We start from the raw sequence: 22,065 nt of genomic DNA, 5'->3' as shown, positions 1-22,065 counted from the left end.
ATTGTTATAAATATCTCTGGAAGGATATTTAAAGTGACCGCAGTAATAGGTAGTAATTGGGGTACTTCGACTACAGATTGTTGACATTGAAAAAATAGTTCCCTAAAAAAAAACGGTTTTTTGCACCCCTAAAATACTCAGTATAGCGACTAATCTTGGAAACTAGAAAAAGAAGAAATAATTTTTTCACCTAATTAAAAAAGACCCCATTATTCGACTTATAAAAAAATCCTTCCGAAAAGAGACGGAAGGATCAAATCTTGTAATTCTTAATTCTATTAAATCATTCAAAAAGAGAATCCAGTAATTAATCTGTACCCAAATGCATATAGGACTACTATGAACATAGCAAAACTGAACCATGAAAAAGCTTTGAAATAGCTTTTTACTAGCCAACTTCCCAGCTGCTTAAATCCATTGAGATATATTTCTTTAAAAAGTAAAATTGTTTCCATACTAAATTGTTTAGGGGTTTGGATGCAAAGGTATCGCAGTAATTTACCTTGAACTTTCTTTTTCTACAAGATGTCAATAAATACGGTTTAATGAAGAAAAATAAATATTCATCAAGAATTATGGCACTTCAACGAATTCATATCTGCATTTTATGCATTTTCAGGGAAGCCTATGAAATTACAATAAACTTTGGATGAAATGAATTGAAAGAACACTGCTATGTAAGAGCATAACGATCTTGCAATTCTCAAATGTACAGTTTTGAAAAACGATTCGTTTATTACTTTTTTGAATGAAGAATCTTTTCCATAATGCTTTTGGAAAGTGGTTTGTCAAAATGCCCTTTTATCATGGGGTGCTCCTTAGCCCTTGTCCGGTCTTTCGAATTTGAAAAGGCGGATAGAATATAGATGTCCGTTTTTTGTAAAACATTGCTGCCAATCTTTATTGTATCAAGAAATTCCCAACCGTCCATGCCGTTCATGACCAAATCTAGAAATATTAAATCCGGCACATCCTCTTTATCAATTACAGGAGGGGCAAACATGTTCAAAACTTCTTCCGCAGTATCACAAACTATAGTCCTGCAATTAGAAATTGATTGTTCTATGCAATATCTTGACGCGAATTGCGACACTAAGTCGTCATCTATAATGCAAACTTTCAATTCCATTTTTGAGAAATTTAATAGTTGTAAATATGAGAAAGAATTATCAATTAATTATATATTCTAACTGGTAAACGTTCAAAAGGTCCATATTCTCGCTGTAACAAGAAAGCTTCATAAATGAGGTGCGTCTAACAGAACTTTGTTCTTTTTATTCTTTATCCGGTGTTTTAGTCATCCATTTTTAACAACCTTTAAATACCTAGTTCGGTGTAATTGCTACTTGATTTATCATAGTTACAAAACGAACGTAATTATCTGGCAATTACCAGTCTATTCAATTTCCTTCCCCGGTCGTCCACTATTACCATTAAGATGGTGACAAATTCAAAGTTGTAATGTGAAAATAGGTTATTTCTGACATCTACGGTATTTGAAAATTGCAGTTCCATTCTACTATTTTTCAAATAGAATAGCAAAAATGTTCAAGATTTTTAAAATCTAATAATAAAAATAGTTAACAGGGAAAAAGCATATTCAAAGAAATCAATATGTTCTTAACAAGTCACCTCTCCAATAAGAGGTTATGGATTGCAATTGAAGAACAGTCACAAATTTAGGTTATGAAGGGCATTAATTAATCATAAATGGACTCGACCAAACTCCTAAACAATCACTACCTGCATCTACGCAACATTTTAGGTGCCGTTCACATCATTTTGACGGGCTGAAATGGCTATTTAAGTAAATTGGCCGTGATTTAAACCCCGAATATACCTATCATGAAATTAAGATGTATAATTGTAGACGATTCCTCTATGCAGCGAATCGCCGTAGCAAGATTAGTGAACAATCATCCAAACCTGGCTATGGTAGCCGAGTTCAGCAATGCCATTGAAGCAAAAAGCGGTATAAAAAATAATGACATCGACCTTATTTTCCTAGATGTAGAAATGCCGATCATCAGTGGTTTCGATCTTTTGGAATCCTTGGACAACCCTCCACAGGTAATTTTGATTACAGGCAATCCTGATTATGCCCTTAAGGCTTTTGATTATGACATAACGGATTACCTATACAAACCTATATCTTTATCCCGTTTTGATGCCTCTGTAAAAAGAGCTGTGGCCAAATACGAGCAGATTCATAAGTCAAATGAAGAAGAAGAATATATCTTCGTGAAAAGTAACCTAAAAAAACGCAAGGTAGTACTAAACGATATTAAATGGATCGAAGCTCTTGGTGATTATGTTAAATTGGTGACCAATGAAGGTAATATCGTTATACTTTCTACTATGAAATCTTTTGAAAAACAGTTGCCAGGGGATAAATTCCTAAGGATACACAAATCCTATATCGTGAATTTGGAAAAAATTGAAAAATTTAACAGTAAAATTGTTCAAGTAGCTGGAACACAGGTACCATTGAGCCGAAACAAAAAAACCGAATTGGCTGATGCACTTTATAATGTTTAAAGATTATTCAAGGTATTTAGATTCCCAACACGATAGCTTTAAGAAGCTCTCGTGTTCATGTTATAGATATTTATGAAAATACTTATTATAGAGATGAAATCTAATAATTAGGTTAAGCCCTAACCAAAATTAGTTATTTTATATTTTTGGATCGAGCTCCTGATGCTGGCAACAGTCAACATAGATATCCTATTTAAATTATAAACAGTGGTATATAAAATCACTTTTGGCATACATCAATCCCTTTGCCACTCCTTTCAAAATTGCTTAGAAGCTATCCAGTCGTTTTTCCCCTATCTACAAAAAAACCAGTTGGGCACTAGGTAATATCTGATTCTAACATCTGTTATTTTATATTCAAAAAATAAGATTTTAAGAGTAGACCCCTTAATACTTTTTTTTAGGTGTATAACTATACTTAATTTTAGAATATTGAATCCACCACTTTCTTTTACTCCACTCCATCTTTGATGGTGTTTGATTTAATTAAATGGCTATAAATATTCTTCTTTAGATTGAATGAAAGTATTGGATCTATTTTGTTCCCATTCTTCAGTATCTCATAGTGTAGATGGTATCCTGTGGAACTTCCTGTTCTACCCACCGCGCCAATCATTTCGTGCTGTTTTACTGTTTGCCCCTTTCGGACAAGCACCTTGTTCAGGTGTCCATACAATGTTTCAAAACCAAAGCGATGTTTAATGATAATATGTGTACCATAGCCTTTTTTGGAAAATAAGATATTCAGGATAGTACCTGATGCCGCTGAATAAACATATTTTCCACGCGCGGTGGCCAAATCGATTCCATAATGTTTTTTCTCTTTATCTGAAATTGGATGAACACGAATGCCATAGTTGCTTGTAACGGAATAGTTGCCTTTCTCCAACGGAACTGCAGATGGAAATTGCTCTAGCAACTGAGGTCGGTATTTTAGGTATGTCTCTAAAGAACCGATATAGGAAAAATCAGGAATTTGGTATAAAAATGCAACTATTCGTTCTTCAATTGCCATTAGCAACTTATTACGTTCCCTTTCTACAAGGTGCGAATCCGTTAACGTTGATTCTAAATTCATTTTAAGCCGTTCTTCATAAAGGTCCATTGTGACCGTGGTATCCTCAAGTCGTTGAGTTGAAATACCAAAGCCGTACCATATTATAAAGGACAGGCACATAATGATTAAAAAAAGAAAATAGGCGAATTCTTTTTTTCCAAAGGTTTTAGCTGACTTTGGTTTGGTGACACCCACTTTTTTCCTCCAAAAAATTGTAGATTCAAAAAAAATCATATATTTGTATTTATAAACAAAATTACTATTTATATACAAATAAACAAATTTTTAGAATAAGATGAACAACTGGCTTATAGAAGACCACCTAATACACCTTCCAAATCTCTTTGAACATTTGGGGTACCGAGTTGTGCAATCCGAAAATACCCACCTTATACATAAGAACGGTGGTGAGCACTATGTGATCATAAATACCGAAAAAGGATATTTTTATTATAAGGTGCAACGGCCACAGGAAAAACTATCCGCCTCCGACCTAATTACTGAGCATGTATCAAAAGTTGAAGGAATCGGCAAGGAACTGATATGGGATAAGGTAGATAGCCTATATAACAAAGTATTGGAAACCATAACCCTTCTAATATCCAATAACCCGGAATCCACTCTAAAAATAGTACCAAAGGATTATAATCACTTTCTATCTTACAGGTCACCACTCCAAGATACTACCAAAGACCTATATCATGGTGTGGAAAGCTCTATTCCCTTTTCGGGGCGTGTTTTCCAAAATCATGAAGGTGGTCCGCTATTTCCATTGTTCAATCTGCAGAACGAGGTCTGCGGATATTTCCTAGATACGGACAAAGAAGTAGTTCCTTATAAAGAGTCAGCTATAAAACACTCCCTTTGGTACTCCAATATTCCAAAGAGAATAGAGGGCCTTTTTCTTTTTAAAGATCCTAAGGAAGCTTTGGCATTCCATAAAAAATTCCAATTAAAAAATGTAGTATACATGGCATTGGGAGCGATAAATTCCCAGACGACCGATATACTTTTCCAGATACAAAGGCTAACGAAAGTGGACAAACTCTTTTTAAGCTTCACGGGAAATAAAAAAATAGAGGGCTATTTGCGGGATCTCCATTTTATATCATATACAAAGGATTCCGATTTTAATTTGACCTTGACCGATAGGGATATGCTATTACGCTTCCCCATGGGAAAGGAAAAATCCTTCTCCCGCTTTTACGACCATACCAGACGCTTTAACCAAGACTTGGCCCAAAGCTTTTTGAATTTCAACAAAATCATCGACCAAAACAGGCTGAACAAATACAGTATTCTGGTTTCCAAGGATAATGAAGACATTAAAGTCCGTTTACCCATTGAATCCAACGCCATTAAATTATTGGTCTGGTCGTATTACAAAAACTATCTGAACAAGACGATAGATATTCTAAAGCCAAAGTCTGACAATTGGTATACTGAATGGGAAAATTCTCAAAATCAAGTTAATGAAAGGAAGGAGGTACAATTGAAAGAATATAGGATTGCCCTATAAAATGGAAAAAGGGCGCTCCCGCCCTCTTTCCTTCAAATTCCGTAACTCACAAATCACTCCTGATTCGAAAGTTATTCAAAAGTAACAAATTCAAATTCCGTAACAATTAAAAATCACTCAAAAATGGAAAATCAAGTAGAAAACACGATTCAAAAAGTATTCGTTAATGTCAATCAAGTTTGGCAAAAGGCTGAAGCGATATCTATGGACGATAAAACCTTCAAAATAAAAGCCGGTAATAATCCATCCTTTGAAATGTTGAAGGACAGCAGAAATGTGGAAGTCCAAAAAAACAAGGATCAACAATTTGCCGAGGCCGATGTAAAAAGACGTTTGGAAGGCGCTTACATAAGTTTTGAGAAGTTGGAACCCAACATTCAAGAGTCGATTCTAGAAGGTAGGGAGCAGTTGATCGAAACAACATACATCAATGATGGCAAATTAAAGGAAACGGTCAAGATGGTCCAAATGCTATATAACTCCACTTACGGATCCCGATTGGATGTACAGATCAAACGCAAGGAACAGGTTAAACTTGAAGATGCCAATGCCTTTCAATATCAATTTACCAAGGATGAATACCATGCCATGGTACAAGAAGGCAAGACCGTTCAGTTCACAGGAACATCCTTGAACGGCGATACCTTCCAAAAACTGGCCTATTACGAGCCAAAACTGAACGATATCCGTACAAAATCGGCTGTGTCTGCAAATATGTATGTTCTGGGCCAAATATTGACCAAACAACAGGCAGACAATTTGAACAAAGGGGAAGAAGTGAAGATCACCATTCGAAAGACACAAAAAGGACCTTTGACCTATATGGTTCGATGGAATGCTAAAAACCAACGTTTTCTTTACAAAAATTTGGACAAAACTAATTTTTTGGATAAAGAGGCCAAGGAGAACAAAACCATTGACGGCGAAAAAAAAAAGAAACAGCCTGAAAACGCCATAAGCATGTAACTCAGTTTATACTAATTCAAGCAAATGGCCGACACTCCAAGCATGTCGGCCATTTTACATCCTTCCTATGCAAAGTCCTAATTACATAGATGACCCTGAATATTATAAAAGATTGATTTCAAAAATCAATTCTGAGGCTAATTTTCCGATGCACCTACATCAAAATGGGTACAAATTGATAAAGAAAAGTGCAGGTTCTATGGAATTCAAGAACGACAAAGATCGTATTGTACTGCAAATGGCCAGGAAACCAGTAACCTATTTTAACCGAAATGATTCCCAGGACAAAGGGTTTTTCTTTATGTACTTGATGAAGCGGAACGCTAATTTTTACAAGGCCGTTCAGGCCGGTCTCGAAATCGTGAATGGGCTTGATTATATGGAAAATATACCTATGGAAGTTCGAAGTTTCAAGGCCGTAAGGAAATCCTTGGAGGAAAATTTCAAAATCGTTCCATTGCGGAACTCCAATTATCTAAGGCAGCAGCGTTGTATATCAAAGACCACAATTAACGATCCATTATTTAAGGGGCGACTGCTCAATGCCTATTCCATACGGGATAAGGGCAATAAAATATCCAATATTGCTTTCCCAAAGTACGATTTGGAAGGCCATCCCCAAAATTATATCCTCTACAACAAAACATATATAAGCAGTAGGGATAATAAAATTAAAAAGTTTCGCTTGGTACTGAACCAAAAAGATCATTTCCTATTTTATTCCAACCCCGTCAAGAATCCTTCCAAAATTGTAGTCGGGGAAAGTGGTATAGACCTCCTCTCCTACCACGAACTACATGGTGGTCCTGATAATTTTTATGTATCCTTTAGTGGCAATGTCTATCAAAAAAAAATAGAGTTCTTCGGTCAGTTAACCGAACCTTACCTAAAAACAACTATTGTGTCTTTAGTATCCATTATGGACAATGATATCAAAGGTTTCGAGTTTGACTTAAAGTTATTTACTAGCCTTATCAACCGTTTTAATCCCAATGTATATATGGAAAGTTCATATAGCCACGGAAATGTAAGCCTAACCATTAACAACACCTCAGAAGTCGGGGATCATTTGACCAATCATATCACCTTGCTGGAGGAAAAATTAACGTCCCTTCTAGGATGGGATAAACTTATGTCGAATTCGATCAAATGGGTAAGATCTACGGACAGGATTATATTGGAATTTTCCTTACTAGAAGTTTTTAATACCATTCAGATCGACGGAGAAAAAAATCTCTTCAAAAGCCTGTTAGAGACCATTAACGAACTTTATCTACCGTTTAAGGCAACTATCCATAAATCAAAAGGCAAGGATTGGAATGATGACCTTAGGGACTCCAAGAAGGCCAAATATATCAAAATGGAGACTGTTAGCGCTGATTTTATGGGCATAGGGGATCAAATTGAATTGAAAACAACCAAAGGGCCTGAGGGCGGTCCTAATCATGGCATCATAAAGGCCATAAACAACCAAAGTGTGGAATGCGATTTTGGATTGAAATTTAGCTATACCATTCCCTTTTCGGAAATCAGGGCGCATTTAAAGAAAAATGCTCCCCTTACTCCTGAAAAAATGAAAGGGGAAATAAAGAATAACAATAACTTACAAAACTCGATAGAATGATTCTCATGAGCTCCATAATAGAAGAATTAAAGGGCAATCTATGCTAAGTAAATTATAACCACTCAATTTCATAATGAACGACAAGAATCTGGCATTCTCGGCCATGCTACTTTCGGTAACCTTTTTTGCTATTATAGGCTTTATTTCCTATTACCCGATCGTGCAATATCTGGAATGTGATTCACAACTTTCACAAATCATACATGATTTCCTTATTCGATTTAAGCCTTTGCAAGAGCCCTTACCCGGAAGAACAATGTTATTGATGTTCATTTTAGGTTCGGTAATGCTATATAATCCCAGAAAAAAAGAGGGCAAATCATTTTTGACCGGCCTAACGTATTTTGGAATTGGCTGTGTACTGTTATTTATAACAGGATATTTTAAACCTTCCCAAATCAGTTTGCTCTGGTACTCTTTGATTTTATATAATATCGGTTTCCTGTTTTCTGTTTCTGGTTCGGTACATCTTTTCCAGGTGATGGACTTTGTCAATGATGCCGAGGATGACCCTTTTAACGATCGGAACGAAACATTTCAGCAGATGGAAGAACGCATAGATACAGAGTATTCCGTAAACATTCCCTATGAATACCATTACCAAGGGCAACTGCGAAAAGGGTGGATAAATTTCGTGAATCTATTTCGGGCCTTGTTGGTCATAGGCACACCAGGCAGTGGAAAATCTTTTGCATTGATTGAAGAGATTATAGAGCAAATGATTGAAAAAAACTTTACGCTATTGATTTATGATTTTAAGTTCGATACGCTTAGTAAGGTTGCCTACAACTATTGGCGAAGAAAAAAGGAGCGCACATACGATGTCCAGGAAAAATCCAAACTACCCGAGTTTTATACCTTGAGTTTTGACAATATAGAAAAATCGCATCGCTGTAACCCTATCGACCCATATTTAATGCGCAACCAGACCGATGCCGCAGATGCTGCTACAATCATCATGAAAAATCTGAACAAAGATTGGATAAAGCGCAGTGATTTCTTTTCAAAAAGTGCCATTAGTTTTGTTTCGGGACTGATCTGGTACTTGAAGAAAAAATCCGAGGAGACGGGTGAGAATATCTGCACTTTGCCCCATGTCATAACGTTATCTACAATAAACATTGAATACTTGTTGGAAATTATGATGAGGGAAGTAGAAGTCCGCAGTCTGATGATCCCTTTCAAGGATGCCATGGAGAGGCAAGCGGGCCAGCAATTGGCCGGTCAGACCGCAAGTGCCCAAATATCCCTTTCCATGCTGGCAAGCAAGGAAATCTATTATATTATGACCGGTAACGATTTTCGATTGGACATAAATAATCCACAAAAACCTAAGATAGTCTGTATTCAGAATAATCCCGACCGTTCTGAAATCTATGCCGCTCCAATAGGACTCTACATTAATAAAGTTTTGCAAGTGGTAAATAAACCTGGCTGTAGGCCGTTGGGTCTGATCCTAGATGAACTCCCAACCGTTTTCATTATGGGACTGCGCAAGATAATAGATACAGGAAGGTCTCATTATGTCGCCACGGTATTGGGCATACAGAGCATTACACAATTGATAGCCGATTATGGCAGGGAACTGGCAGAGGTCATCTTTGACAACTGCTCCAATGTGTTCAGCGGAGCTGCAAAAGGGGAAACAGCCCGTAGGATCAGCGAGATATTTGGACGCATCCACCAAGGAAAAAAAAACAGGGCAATATCCAATAACGATACCACGGTCAATTTCAGTACTATCCTTTCGGAATTGTTGCCAAAAAGCAAGATTACCAGTATGTCTACAGGCCATTTCGGGGGCATTGTAGCCGACACCTTTGAAAACCCTATTGAACAAAAATTGTGTTTTGGATTGCTTAAGCCCAATATGGAATCAAAAAAAATTCAAGGGAGATACGAAATGCCTGTGCATACCAGATTTAAAAGTGAAAATCATCAGGAATTGGTGGAGTCCAAGATGAGACTTATACAAAGCCTTGACTTTTTTCATGTTGTGCGAAATCTTGACTTTGGACAAACCAATTATTTGGAATTTTATACGACTTACATTAAGAAGTTTGCAGCAGATCAATACGAAAATTATATAAAACAGATGCAGTTCGTTCCTTTGGCCTATGAGCTAAAATTGTTCGACCATCTACAAAAGTTGGAGGAATTGACAAAGGATGATTCCGGTTCTACGGCATATATAGAGCCTTATATTACTTCATTGGTAGATAGAATGTACATAGACCAGGAAATAGATAGGATTCTGGACGCTAATTTTCTGAAGGTGATCAATGATATCAATGAGCTTGTTGAACGGGAATACGTTCATTGTACTGGAAATAAACCAAAGTTGGCTATTTTTGACGAACACAAAATTGGCGATAAAATAGCCGCATCCTTGGAAAAGGACGAGGTCATTGCAAAAGATTTTATGAAGAAATACCGCAGTAAATCCAGTAGGGAGTTGGCAGATGCCTTTCGTAGGCAATATGAATCACCTACTTTTGAGAAAGTTTCGGCGGTTAACCAAACAGACGTATTTACTGATTCTTTGGAAAGTTTGGAAACCTTATTGTCTAGCTATCCTATAGAAATGTACAAGGAATAATCTATATTTAAAATTAAAAACATGAAAGATATTGACGAGATGATGAGAGCCTCCACCGAGGATTTCGCATACATCAGCGAACGTTTAAGGATGATTCGCGAAGAGCTGATAGATAAGGATACTGGCAATAAACGTTCCAGCGAGTTTTCCATTAAATCGATAACCGAACGTTTTGATATGGACTATAATACCTTGGTCAATGTAGAACGCGGGGCCATATCCTTGACCACCATAAAATTGGTTTTATACTATTACTCGCTAGGGTATAATCCAGCATGGATTCTTACAGAGGACAACGAGTTTATTCCTAAGGACAATATTGGGGAGAATATAGTCTACCAGACCGATGTTCAAGAGGAATACAAGGAGTTGGAATCTGCCATCGTTAATGCGCTGACAGAGTTTAAGAAGAAGATTTAAAAATGTATTGGTCAATTGTGCGGGGGAGTGTTACCCTTCCTACTATAACCACTACGCTGAAAAGCCCTGTAGATCGATGTTTACGGGGCTTTGTTTTTGCGGGTGACAGATTAGGTGACAGTGAAAATTAAAGGCTTCATTAAAAAATTAATGGAATTAATTTAATCAGTCCGCAAATTCAGAACGTGTTTGTATACTTTCTTCAATTTTTTCATATCCATACAAGCTATAATCATCGATTGAAGTTAAACTAAAATTTAAGACTTCCTTATCTTTTATTTCATATTCAAAATCAGCAGAAAATGATAGGTCAAGGCGATAAATACTATTCTCTTCTACATGGAAAACATTCCAATACCTATCATCTTCCCTATCATATGTGGCCATTGACAAATCATTATACGTCAATGGTAACCGGATATCAACAAATGCTTTTAAATCCAAACGTATTAGATTATTTTCAAGAGAGGTAATTAATAAAGAAGGAAATTCTACCTTCAAAATTTCACCTGGATCGTACTCCAGCTCCAGATAATCAGGGTCTGTTAGCAATCTATTATATAATAAAATTGAAAAGTCATCAGAATAGTTATTAATTGATTTCTTTAAGTCCTTAATAGCAATGTCTATTTTATCTGTTAAAATTTCATACACAGCATCGTATAGCTCGCTCGCTTCGACTAATAAATTCAGCATATTAACAATACCGGCTACAATTTCAAAACGTCCAGAATTGAAATTAACTATATCATTATCGGATGAAATTAGGTACGCGCCCATACCGTTTAGTCTACACCAATGCTCAATGGTATTTAAAATAAATGCATCAGGGAATTGATCCTTTTTTTGATTTTCCCCAAAAGGTATTTTCTTTTCGAAATATAAACTGAAAATCTCCTCATGGTTAGCAATATCTGACGGCACTATTTCAATGCTATTTTCCTTTAAGAAGTTATCAAATAGATTTTTTAACGCCTGAAAATCTGCTTCTATATCAATTTTAGAAGGTATGTTGTAGTGACTTTTATACTGAATTAATTGCCTAAGCACCCTGCCTTCATTATTTAGTAAAGCACTAGCCTTTTTGAAAGTAGACTTTGCTTTAATTAAATTAACATCAATGCGTTTTAGACATTCTTGGTATGCTATGTCAACTATTTTTATTTGTATTCCATTTTCTTTAGTTAGTTGTAATAATTGATTTAATTTTTTGCCTTCGGTGAAGTTTTCACTTTCAAATATGTTCGTATCCAAAAAGATTATATTGTGCTTGACTATCATAGGTCTAATTTAGTTATCAACTCCTTTCAAAGAGTTATATATAGTCTCATTGCCAACAGATAATTTATAATTGTTATTTTAATTTTACTACCCCATCAACGGCCAATCTTTATATTGACCTTCAGCCTGTTCAACAACTTCCTTTAAAAGATTATCCAATTCGGAGAAAGGTATCTTGCCTCGCAACTCTTTTTTTACCGCCAGGCGTATTGCTGCCCTGGCGTCTTCTTTCTTGGTCCAATCCAGTTGTAGATTTTTCTTTACTGATGCAACTACGGAATGTACCAGGTCTTGAATAGGGCCCTTTACATTCAATAATTTTTCGTTGGCGGACAGCAAATCATAAAAAGCCAATTCGTCCTCTGTAAGGCCTAATTGTTTTGTCCTGACATCATCTTGCTGAAATTCCTGGGCAATGTCCAACAAGTGCTTAATGGCTGCTATGGAATCCATGCTGTTTTTATGGTACTTGCCTAATACCTTTTCCAACTCATCCCTAAGATTTGTCATTTTACGAATGTTTTTTACCATCCGTACTTTGAGTTCATCATTGATAATCCTCCGCAGCAATTCTATCTTTATGTTCTCTCCTCCTTTTTCCTTAACAATTGCTTGAAAGCGATCGTCTATTATGGAAATATCAATTTTATCCAGATTGTACATTTTGGCCAAGTCTACAATTTCTTGTGAGGCTAGACTCTTGCTAATTAAATCCTTGATACGATCGTTCTTTTCCCGTTGGGCTCCTGGTGGTGATTTTATTTTTCGGATCAACACCCGAAACTTTTGGATAATGGCAACTTCTTCCTGGATCTCCCATATTTTGGGGTCGGAATTGGTCATGGCCATTAATTCTGTTAGTTTACGTTCTTCTTTTAGAAAAGCATCGGTGATGACATCTGACTGTAATAAGCTATTTAATGTTTTATTGGTCCATTGTATCAATTCAGTTTCCGGCATGGCTTCTATTTGTGCCTGATCAAAATCTCCAACTAGTCCTTTTGTGGTAACAAACTGTTCCAAACAGACTGCTACCGCTGCATCTAAATCTATGGTAGGCTTGCCTGCTCCCCCACTCCCAGTATATTTTTTTGTGGCTTCTGCCAAATAGCCGGATATGCCTATAAAATCTACTACTAGGCCATTGGGTTTGTCCTGAAAGACGCGGTTTACCCTTGCAATGGCCTGCATAAGGTTATGGCCTTTCATTATTTTATCTACGTACATGGTATGCGCACAAGGGGCATCAAAACCAGTAAGCCACATATCCCTTACGATAACCATTTTTAATGGGTCTTCTGGAGTGCGGAAACGCTTTTTAACGGCTTCCATATTGTCTTTGGTACGAACATGGGGATTCCAGGATTCAGGGTCCTTTCCAATGTTGGTAGTCATGATAACCGCTATCTCCGGACAATTGTCCAGCTTTATAAGTGCATCATACATTTTTACGCAATTACGGCGGCTCATACAGACTATCATAGCTTTGCCGTCCAATGTCTCTATACGGGCTTTAAAATGAGTTAAAATATCCTTGGCAACACGTTGTACCCTATCTTCTGCGCCAGCGGCATCTTCAATAGCTGCCCATACCGAATTGGAAGCGTCTTCCTCACCTTCAGCTACTTCTTCCAATTCCTGGGTGTATTTTGCCTTGATATTGAGCGGTACCATTTTGGGTTCGTAATAAATGGGTACTGTGGCACCATCCTCTACGGCTTGTTTTATGTCATAGGTGTGTATCGTTTTTCCAAAAACTTGCTCCGTATCAGCATCCTTACCATCAACCGGGGTGCCCGTAAAACCTATAAACGATGCATTGGGAACTGCCTTGCGGATGTTTTGTGCGAAACCGCCATCCTTAAAGCCGTATTGGGTACGGTGGGCTTCATCAGCCATAACGATCAGGTTATAGCGTTCTGAGAGTACGGGATGTGTTTTTTCTTTACCGTCTTCTACCTCTTTTAAGCGGAACTTCTCTATGGTGGTAAAAATAACACCCCCACCATCTGTAATTAGTAAACTTCTTAATTCGTCCGTAGTATTGGCATGTTGTACATCGCCAACCAAATCTTTACATAGTACAAAATTCTCATATAGCTGTTGGTCCAGATCATTACGATCTACTTGTATTACAATGGCAGGGTTTTTTAATTCTGGTAGTTGGCGTAAAATTCCAGTAAGAATGGCCATGGAAATACTTTTTCCCGAACCTTGGGTATGCCATATAACCCCTAACCTACCATCACCTTTGGGTTTTATATTTTCTATGGTGGAGGAAACTGCTTTGGTAATGCCCCAATATTGGTGATACTTGGCACCCTTTTTAATAATCTTACCATTATGGTCTTCGTGGAAAATAAAGTTTTGGATATAGTTCAACAGTGTTTCTTTAGGAAACAGTCCCTTAATTAAGGTTTCTAACTGTAGATCATCATTTTGTTTTGTTTCCTCCCCATCCAGGCTTTTCCATGGAGCAAACCATTTTATGGACGAACTATACATGCCATGCAAAGCTTCCAAACCATCCGAAACTACCGTTATGGCATTGTAATCAAATAACTGCGGAATATCTTTCTTATAATGTTGTATTTGGCCGTAGGCATTATCCACACCCACATTATGGTCAAACAAATTTTTAAACTCGAACACTACCAAAGGCAAACCGTTAATAAAAATAAGTACATCTGTACGACGGGTATTTTTACCTATAACGGTAACTTCATCTGCACATATAAAACTATTGTTTACTGCATTTTTATAATCTATGGGGTAAATGTGTTTGGCATTTTCTTTGCCCTGGGCATCTTTCCAACTTATGGAAATGCCTTGGGTACATTTACGGTGAAAATCCCGATTACGATTATCCGTATCCATCCCTTGGTGTTGGGTAAAGCTTGCCATCGCTTCGTTAATGGCTGTAACAGGCACGTCTTTATATGTACGTTCCAAGAAATTACGAAGCTCGTCTTCCAAAACCACCTTTTTAAGATTCCTATTTAGGCTGTTGCCTATTTTATGGGTATAACCTAATTCTTTTAGCCAGGATAAGGTAGCATTTTGAACGGCAGTTTCAGTAAAGTTGGTCATAATGCGTTTGCTAAGGTTTCTTTAAACTCTTTTAAACGTACTTCTCCGCTGATTAGTTTAGATAGCATCGTATCTCGGATTTCAGTTAGGGTTTGGTTTTCTTCAATATTTGATTGTATCATATTAAACCATATTGTAACAATTTTATCATATTTTAATACTTCATGATTTGGAGGTATTACTACATTAATTCTATTTAATAGTTGTGTGGTTAAACTAGGTATAGCGGACCCCACATCCATAGAAGCAAGATCCAATGTTTTTAGGAAATGAAATGCATATTTGCCAAACCCTGTTAATTTAATTTTTGAATAAAAAAGAGTGTCTACTGTCCAGAATTTTCTATTCAAGTAATAAAGGTTATTCAATGAACCTTTTCGAGGGATTAGTATAGATTCTTGATCATACAATGATTGGTTTACATATCGCATTATACCTCCTGTTCCATAGACTGGAATTGTACCCTCTTCTAACTTTTTATGGTCTTTCCCATATTTTATTTCAAGAATTTCTTTTAGCTGTTTTACCTCCCAACCTTTGGGAATCATCCCTAATTCGGAATCTACAAACTCGCCATCTGCAAAAGGTCCAAAATCCACAAACCAATGCTTGTATAGGGCCATAGCCATATCTTCCAAGGTTTTGTTCATGGCCAGGTTGTTTTCTATTTTATCGTCAAGTGCAGATAAGATGGAGGCGATGGCTTTTTGTTCTTGTAGAGGGGGAAATTTAAATGATAAATTACCTATTTCTGCCAAGTTTATGTTCGGTTGAGCAGATTGTCCGGATTGAGAATTGACAAATTCTACCGTACTCGGATTTCTAAGAGTATATTCAACAAATTTGACATCTACAAAATCAACGGAAATTCTAATTATTCCTACGGCTTGATTTGTATTTGCGGGACAGTGTGATTCCTTAATCATTCCAACCATACCCAAATATGCACCGGCCATAGAAAATAATATGTCATTTTTCTTCAATTGTGACCGCTTAAGTCTATCATGTGCTTCTTGAGAAATATAAGAAAAAGATTCTTCATCAATTGAACCACTATAATTTAAACTTTGAGCTCGAATGTAATTAATACCGGAAGCTAAAAAATCAAATCCATAGGTCGATGGAGTGGTTCCCTTTGTTATGACGCTTGTTAATTCCGAAAGCTTATATGATTTCCAATTGTGTGGCAGCGATTGTGTTTCCTTAAAATGGTAGTTCTTCATTGTCTTCTGTAAAATAATCATTAATAACATTTTCACTAGAGCCAATATTTAATTCGTGCACATAATCTAGATAATAATCATCTTCTTCATAGTGCCACTCATATTGTTGTTCTATGAATTTTTCAATATCATCATTAGTATCATTTTTTGCATCGGTAGCTTTTATTTCCATTAAATTTTTATCTGCATAATCATTCCAATCAATGCTTGTTAAAAGGTTAAAGTTCAATTCTAAATCAGGGAACAAATTATCAGCAATGAAGTCTCTTGAAATCTCTAGATTTTGAAAGTATTCTATATGATTATCCCTCTCCGTATTAATTTCTTTTAAATGATTATATGCACTCTCCTTTTCTTCGTTAAAGATTGAAATTACACTATTTTTTAATTCATTGTAACTGTCTTGGCTGTTAACATCTTGGGCCAAGTTTCGAAATGTTTCAAAAAAATTAAACCCGTAATGTTTATGAATTAAATTATAAGTTTCTTTCAGTTCACATATCGAATTTTGGTTATTCAATAGGATCATAAAAAAATTATGGTCTAAAGAATTAATAAGATTATTGATTTTTTTAATATTAGATGCTCTGGTCATAAACTTCTGCATTAAATATATATTGAATATATTGTTCTCTAAGAATGACCAATCATTAATTTCCTCTAACAATGCAACAGTCTTATTGACCTCGCTGCCATCCATAAAATAATAGTGAAAAATTAATTTGCTAAAGATATTATCCTCAAATACCTTTTCAGTTGAACATACCTTATTGTCAATTCTTAAAGAATCTAAATTATCTATGTTCTTACTAAAACATTGCTTTAAGTTTTCTGTAATTACTTTCTTGGAATCTTCAAATGGCTTATAGAAAAAAAACCATTGTTCTATGTAAAGAGCTGATTTTAAAATCCTCTCTTTCTCTAGCACATTCTCCACGAGATAATAATCAAGAAAGTCCCTTAGAGATGGGTTGATTAAACTAATATTCTTGTCGACATTTGAGTCAATATTTAGAAATCCGTTGTTTAAATTTCTCAGACTTGTGAAAAAAGAGTCGAGTGGCTTCATGTAATTATTTGCTGCCACTTCATAATCCAATCTGCTGTGATAGGCCAATTCTAAATCCTTACACGACACCCAATCATTTAAGGAATAAAGGGTATTTAGTAAAAATCTATCGAAATCAGTTATTTGTTTTGTATACGCATGGCTCCAAATTTCTTTAGGATTTTTTAAGTTGGATAATATAAAACTCTCGAAATTACCTGGGCTAAATTTTTCTACTTTGGATCCTGTGAAAAATTCAATAATCCTAGGAGTGAAATTTATATGTTGACAGATAAATGGGGCCAATCCTATTAATACTTGTTTGAGTTCCTCTTTTAAATTCGACTCCAAAATATGGTTGTCCAAGATTCTTCTTTTTATACCATAAGAGTAAGAGTACAACTCTATTTGCGTTTCCGCCTTTAATGGATTAAAATTTCTTAGTCTTTCAGATTCTTCCAAATAAGGACTTAATATAAATTTTCTTGTGTTTAATATTATATATTTATTGGAGTGTTTTTGTATCCTAGTTAACAATCGAATAAGAATAGAATCTGTTGATTTAGCTTTATTAATTTCTGCTTGAGTATGCCCAAGGAAATCATCAAAATAAAAAACTTGTTTGGATTCATCATTTTTTAAAGTTTCTTCAATTTCTTTTATACTATCATAAACAATGTTCAGTTCATAATCTTCTTTGATATAATCATAAATTAATATATCAGACAATGTTGTTTTGCCTACACCTGGGTTACCAGAGATTATAAGATATTTGTTTTTTTCCAAAGTATCTTTAGCTAGAAAATAATCTTTAGTTACCACAAAAAGCCTAAGTTTCCTTTTTAGTATATCTTCCGTAAATTCATTTCTCCTACCTTCATATTTGTAGTTCAGAATCTTTGTTAATACTATAGTGCTTGAAAACCATAATTTATAGTGATTTTGTTCAACACTGGGATTTAATCTTAATATGTCGTTTAAATCATTTCTACCAAAGATATCCCCAAGTTCTTTAATATGAGGATTGAAGATTTCCTTTATTTTTTCTTTTTCATTGGGGTTAAGAGGGAGTGATGTAACAAAAATATAGTGGTTGGGCTTAAGTTCATCAACCTTTGTTTTTTCTTTGTTCTCTAAATCATAAAATAAATTTGATATAGGTGATTTGACATAGTGCTTTACTTGTACAACAGCATCGTAACCTCTACTTGTCGTAGAATGTAGTAAATCTATACCCTTGTCCTTTCCTATTTTAAAGCTTCTGAAATAAGCCTCATTTTTACTATTGCTATACTGACAGTTCAATAAATCGCAGACCAGTTTTTCAAAATCTGAATAGTTCAATGTGGAAAAGTCGTAATCTGTCATTTTATAGAGTTAAAGCCAATCAAAATTTTTCATTATCCTCCTTTTTAAATCCTCCCCCTTTTCAAACTGTACAACAAGTTGCCCCTTTAAGGTCTCCAATTTTTCTTCAAAGGGTATGCCATCATCATCTTCCGCTTCAGTACCCACATAAATACCTGGTGTCAATTTATAATCTTGTTTTTGCACTTCTTCCAATTTGGTAGCTTTACAAAAACCATCAATATCTTCATAGGTTTTTCCTGTACTGCGCCAATTGTGGTATGTGTCCGCAATTAGGCTTACATCTTCATCAGAAAACACTCGAAGTTTCCGACTAGCCATGGTTCCCATTTTTGCCGCATCCAAAAACAATATTTCATTGCTTCGTGCCCTGTGCTCACCATCTTTACCATCACGGTTTTTACTTAGAATAAAAAGACATGCAGGAATGCCTGTTGTTAAGAACAACTTATCAGGCATTCTTACAATACAATCAATCATACTATTGTCTACCATATATTGGCGTACATTTTTCTCGCCTTTGCTGTTGGAGGTCATTGCCCCATTAGCCATTACAATTCCAGCAGTACCAGAATCCGATAAATGATGCCAAAAGGTTTGCATCCACATATAATTCGCAGAACCATCAGTGGTGAATTCTTCTTTAGGGCCAAAAAGACGAGGGTCTCCATCTGGTAAATCTTCAGGGTGCCAGTTACTGACATTAAAGGGAGGATTGGCAAGGATAAAGTCGGCCTTTAAATCAGGGAATTTATCATCCAAAAGGGAGTTGCCCAGTTTTATGTCAAAAGATAAGTCGCGTAGAAGAAGGTTCATTAAGCACAATCGCAGAGTTTGGGCGGTCATTTCCTGACCATATATGGAAATGTCCGTCTTATCGCCACCATGTTCTTTAATGAACTTTAAACTCTGTACAAACATACCCCCACTACCGCATGCAGGATCAAAAATTCGGCCTTTGTATGGCTCTAATAATTCTACTAAAAGCCTAACGATACTGCCAGGAGTAAAGAATTGCCCGGCACCCGAACCCTCAGCCATGGCAAATCGTCCAATATAGTACTCATAGATACGACCCAAAATATCACTTTCAGGGTTCTCTTTTTCAGAAAACTTAGGATGTGACAACAAGTTTATTATACCCCCTGTTTGTTTGGGAGATAATTCGCTCCGCACAAATAGACGTGGCAAAAGGTTATTTAGTTGTGGATTGTAAGCTGTTAACAGCTCTTGGATAACGTCAAAAGCATCATCCACAATCACTTTTATAGCATCTTGCTCTGCGTTGTCCTTAAGATACTGCCAGGATGCTTTTTTTGGAATTTTAAAAGTATTTCTTGAGCGATACTCATCTTGGTCTTCCAGGACGTAATTAATCTCCTCTTGGTCGGTGGTGTAGTAATCGGACTTTGGATCTTTCAGTTCCTTGGTTAGTTCTTCATACACCATCTGGTATCGCTCACTAAGGTGTTTTAGAAAGACTAATGGTAGAATGTAGTTTTTATAGTTATTCTCCGATACGGCCCCTCTTAATTCGTTTGCGGCGTCCCAAAGTTCCTTTTCAAAATCGATATCTGCCTTTACTGTATTTTTAGCCATGAAAAAAATGATATGCTTGGTTTTGGATTTAAAATTAAAGGTATCTATTTAGTTCTAAAAAATAAATGTTTTATTGGTATTGGGGTTTTTATGATGATTCTAAACTTCAGACCTTTCATTCAATTTGTATTTGATAATTATGCTTATATCTCTTTGAGGTTTGCTTTCGGCTTATTCCGACCACTACCATATTTATTCAGGCTTTAAAATGATTTCATTGACGTTCAAATTTAATCGCTGCACGTTCAGTTTGCTAAGACCGTCCATGCCGAAAAGTGGCAGACTGTTTTGTGAATCAATTACTTTCACAATTACATCCCTAATAAATCTGTCGCCAACTTTAATTTCTGGAATTAACCAGTCTTCACAAATTATAACTGTTCCATCCGCGATTTCAACCCGGGATGTACCAATCATATTCTTTTTATTAGTACTTCCATTGGTTAGAAGTTCCTCTAGTATTTGTCTATTGATTACAACACTAGAAGCACCTGTATCCAATAAAAATTTATATTCCAGCCCATTAAAATCGGCATTAATATATTTCATTCCTTGCTCATCTGTTAAATACAATATGTTTTCATTGATGTCCTTAAATTTAATGGAAGAAATTATTTTAAAAAACACCTTTGAATAATAATCAAATGAATTTATTTCCCCTATTTCGTTGTATGCGGAAAAGTCTATTTTAATTATTTGACCGTTATGAAAAGTAATAACATTCCATGACTGGAATTGTTGTTTGTCAAAAAGCTCATTATCTGTAATTTTACTTAAATTATTTTTTGAATTATAAAAAAGAAGCTTTTTGTTTCCATTGTTGTAGACAGTAGCCATCACGTCTTTCTGGTTGGCTATATCTTTTGTTAAAGTTAATATAGTAGACGTCAATAAGTCTGTATTGGAATAAATTTCATCAACTATATCATTGTCCGTTATGCCTTGTGATATCATATCTTCTCGTGCTACCATTGAGTGTTCAAAAATTGATACAGTAACCAGACCATTTAGAAATTTTTCATACGGCTGAAAAATCCCCATAGTTGAGTTATAATTAAAGCTGTTTTTATCATTTACCCCCCAACTACTTGGTATTTTAAGAGTTATAAAAAATTTATCATTAGAGCTGTCTAAAGAAGAAAATTCTTGATAATGGCCGTCAAGTAACTCGTCAACCGGGTTGGCAATGTAATTAAATGATAACACATTGTCTCCTAGATTGTCATCATAGAATATTCCATCTTTACGCAAGACTAATTCGTTTAATGCTGTTCTACAATCTTGGTCTGTAAATCTTAACAACGAGCTGATTTTGTTTATTTGTTGATCAAATATATCTGCGTATTTTTCCGAAAAATGTGGTTCTGTTGCTTCTGCAATTTTGAATAAAAAATTTGCATTTTCAATTCCTTGGTAAAAGGTATTGTTAATTAAATGGTTTGTAATTCCAATCTGACTTGAATTACTATTGCAATTTTTTGAATAGATATTTGAGGCATATTCTTGGGCATCAATGTACATTTTAAATCTTACCGCCTTATTTAGTAACAAGCTTTTTTCATGGCTATTTTTGATGGTATTCTCTAAGATAGAAATGTTATAGTCTCTATGTGAAATTGTATTATCTAAAAAATGTTTAATGCCTACTTTTTGAATCTGCGCTGGTAATTGGCTAATAAATAGTAGGTATACGATTGCATATTGAATTGTCCATTTTTGCATTAGAAAAGTCT

16 protein-coding genes are annotated in these 22,065 nt (G+C 35.5%); 6 read left to right on the top strand and 10 right to left on the bottom strand.

The window, feature by feature from the left end; all coding sequences use genetic code 11:
• Positions 1-287 precede the first annotated feature (287 nt).
• From D0S24_RS21410 to D0S24_RS21020, 3 genes are all read right to left on the bottom strand, one after another.
• Complete coding sequence (locus D0S24_RS21410) at positions 288-455, bottom strand: DUF6747 family protein (RefSeq protein ID WP_181422910.1); 168 nt, start codon at positions 453-455, stop codon at positions 288-290.
• A 281-nt stretch (positions 456-736) separates the two neighbouring features.
• A complete protein-coding gene (locus D0S24_RS04325) occupies positions 737-1,129 on the bottom strand; it encodes a response regulator (RefSeq protein ID WP_117018648.1) in 393 nt (130 codons plus the stop codon).
• A gap of 248 nt (positions 1,130-1,377) precedes the next feature.
• Entirely contained in the window at positions 1,378-1,515 is a 138-nt protein-coding gene (locus D0S24_RS21020; RefSeq protein ID WP_181938025.1) for a hypothetical protein, read from the bottom strand.
• A gap of 330 nt (positions 1,516-1,845) precedes the next feature.
• On the opposite strand from D0S24_RS21020, the gene D0S24_RS04320 reads away from it, so the two are divergent.
• Complete coding sequence (locus tag D0S24_RS04320; RefSeq protein ID WP_103441855.1) at positions 1,846-2,538, top strand: LytTR family DNA-binding domain-containing protein; 693 nt, start codon at positions 1,846-1,848, stop codon at positions 2,536-2,538.
• A gap of 451 nt (positions 2,539-2,989) precedes the next feature.
• Here D0S24_RS04320 and D0S24_RS04315 read toward each other — a convergent pair whose 3' ends face one another.
• Positions 2,990-3,829, bottom strand: a complete 840-nt coding sequence (locus tag D0S24_RS04315) for a M23 family metallopeptidase (protein ID WP_117018647.1) — start codon at positions 3,827-3,829, stop codon at positions 2,990-2,992.
• A 61-nt stretch (positions 3,830-3,890) separates the two neighbouring features.
• On the opposite strand from D0S24_RS04315, the gene D0S24_RS04310 reads away from it, so the two are divergent.
• The 5 genes from D0S24_RS04310 to D0S24_RS04290 all read left to right on the top strand — a co-directional run bounded on the left by D0S24_RS04310 (position 3,891) and on the right by D0S24_RS04290 (position 10,723).
• A complete protein-coding gene (locus D0S24_RS04310; RefSeq protein ID WP_117018646.1) occupies positions 3,891-5,114 on the top strand; it encodes a hypothetical protein in 1,224 nt (407 codons plus the stop codon).
• A gap of 123 nt (positions 5,115-5,237) precedes the next feature.
• Positions 5,238-6,080: a hypothetical protein gene (locus tag D0S24_RS04305; protein WP_147321427.1), complete on the top strand. Its 843-nt coding sequence runs from the start codon at positions 5,238-5,240 to the stop codon at positions 6,078-6,080.
• A gap of 67 nt (positions 6,081-6,147) precedes the next feature.
• Positions 6,148-7,704: a toprim domain-containing protein gene (locus tag D0S24_RS04300; protein WP_117018644.1), complete on the top strand. Its 1,557-nt coding sequence runs from the start codon at positions 6,148-6,150 to the stop codon at positions 7,702-7,704.
• A 73-nt stretch (positions 7,705-7,777) separates the two neighbouring features.
• Positions 7,778-10,303 (top strand): type IV secretory system conjugative DNA transfer family protein, encoded by a 2,526-nt coding sequence (locus D0S24_RS04295; protein WP_117018643.1) that lies wholly within the window; start codon positions 7,778-7,780, stop codon positions 10,301-10,303.
• Positions 10,304-10,324: 21 nt separating this feature from the next.
• Positions 10,325-10,723, top strand: coding sequence for a hypothetical protein (locus tag D0S24_RS04290; RefSeq protein ID WP_117018642.1), 399 nt, complete (start codon positions 10,325-10,327; stop codon positions 10,721-10,723).
• Positions 10,724-10,888: 165 nt separating this feature from the next.
• Here D0S24_RS04290 and D0S24_RS04285 read toward each other — a convergent pair whose 3' ends face one another.
• The 6 genes from D0S24_RS04285 to D0S24_RS04255 form a co-directional block, all read right to left on the bottom strand.
• Positions 10,889-12,004 (bottom strand): PIN domain-containing protein, encoded by a 1,116-nt coding sequence (locus D0S24_RS04285; protein ID WP_117018641.1) that lies wholly within the window; start codon positions 12,002-12,004, stop codon positions 10,889-10,891.
• A gap of 87 nt (positions 12,005-12,091) precedes the next feature.
• On the bottom strand, positions 12,092-15,094 hold the full coding sequence (locus tag D0S24_RS04280; protein ID WP_117018640.1) for a type I restriction endonuclease subunit R: 3,003 nt from the start codon (positions 15,092-15,094) through the stop codon (positions 12,092-12,094).
• On the bottom strand, positions 15,091-16,317 hold the full coding sequence (locus D0S24_RS04275) for a restriction endonuclease subunit S (RefSeq protein WP_181938024.1): 1,227 nt from the start codon (positions 16,315-16,317) through the stop codon (positions 15,091-15,093). Before D0S24_RS04275 ends, D0S24_RS04280 begins: the two co-directional genes overlap by 4 nt.
• Positions 16,298-18,733, bottom strand: a complete 2,436-nt coding sequence (locus tag D0S24_RS04270) for a hypothetical protein (RefSeq protein WP_117018638.1) — start codon at positions 18,731-18,733, stop codon at positions 16,298-16,300. The genes D0S24_RS04275 and D0S24_RS04270 overlap by 20 nt, the downstream gene beginning before the upstream one ends.
• A 9-nt stretch (positions 18,734-18,742) precedes the next feature.
• A complete protein-coding gene (locus tag D0S24_RS04265) occupies positions 18,743-20,332 on the bottom strand; it encodes a class I SAM-dependent DNA methyltransferase (RefSeq protein ID WP_117018637.1) in 1,590 nt (529 codons plus the stop codon).
• 192 nt (positions 20,333-20,524) lie between these two features.
• Positions 20,525-22,054, bottom strand: a complete 1,530-nt coding sequence (locus D0S24_RS04255) for a retropepsin-like aspartic protease (RefSeq protein ID WP_117018635.1) — start codon at positions 22,052-22,054, stop codon at positions 20,525-20,527.
• Between the last annotated feature and the right edge of the window lie 11 nt (positions 22,055-22,065).

The sequence above is a fragment of the Arenibacter sp. P308M17 genome, assembly GCF_003426735.1.
Classification (GTDB): Bacteria; Bacteroidota; Bacteroidia; order Flavobacteriales; family Flavobacteriaceae; genus Arenibacter.
This window is presented reverse-complemented; position numbering and strand designations above follow the sequence as displayed.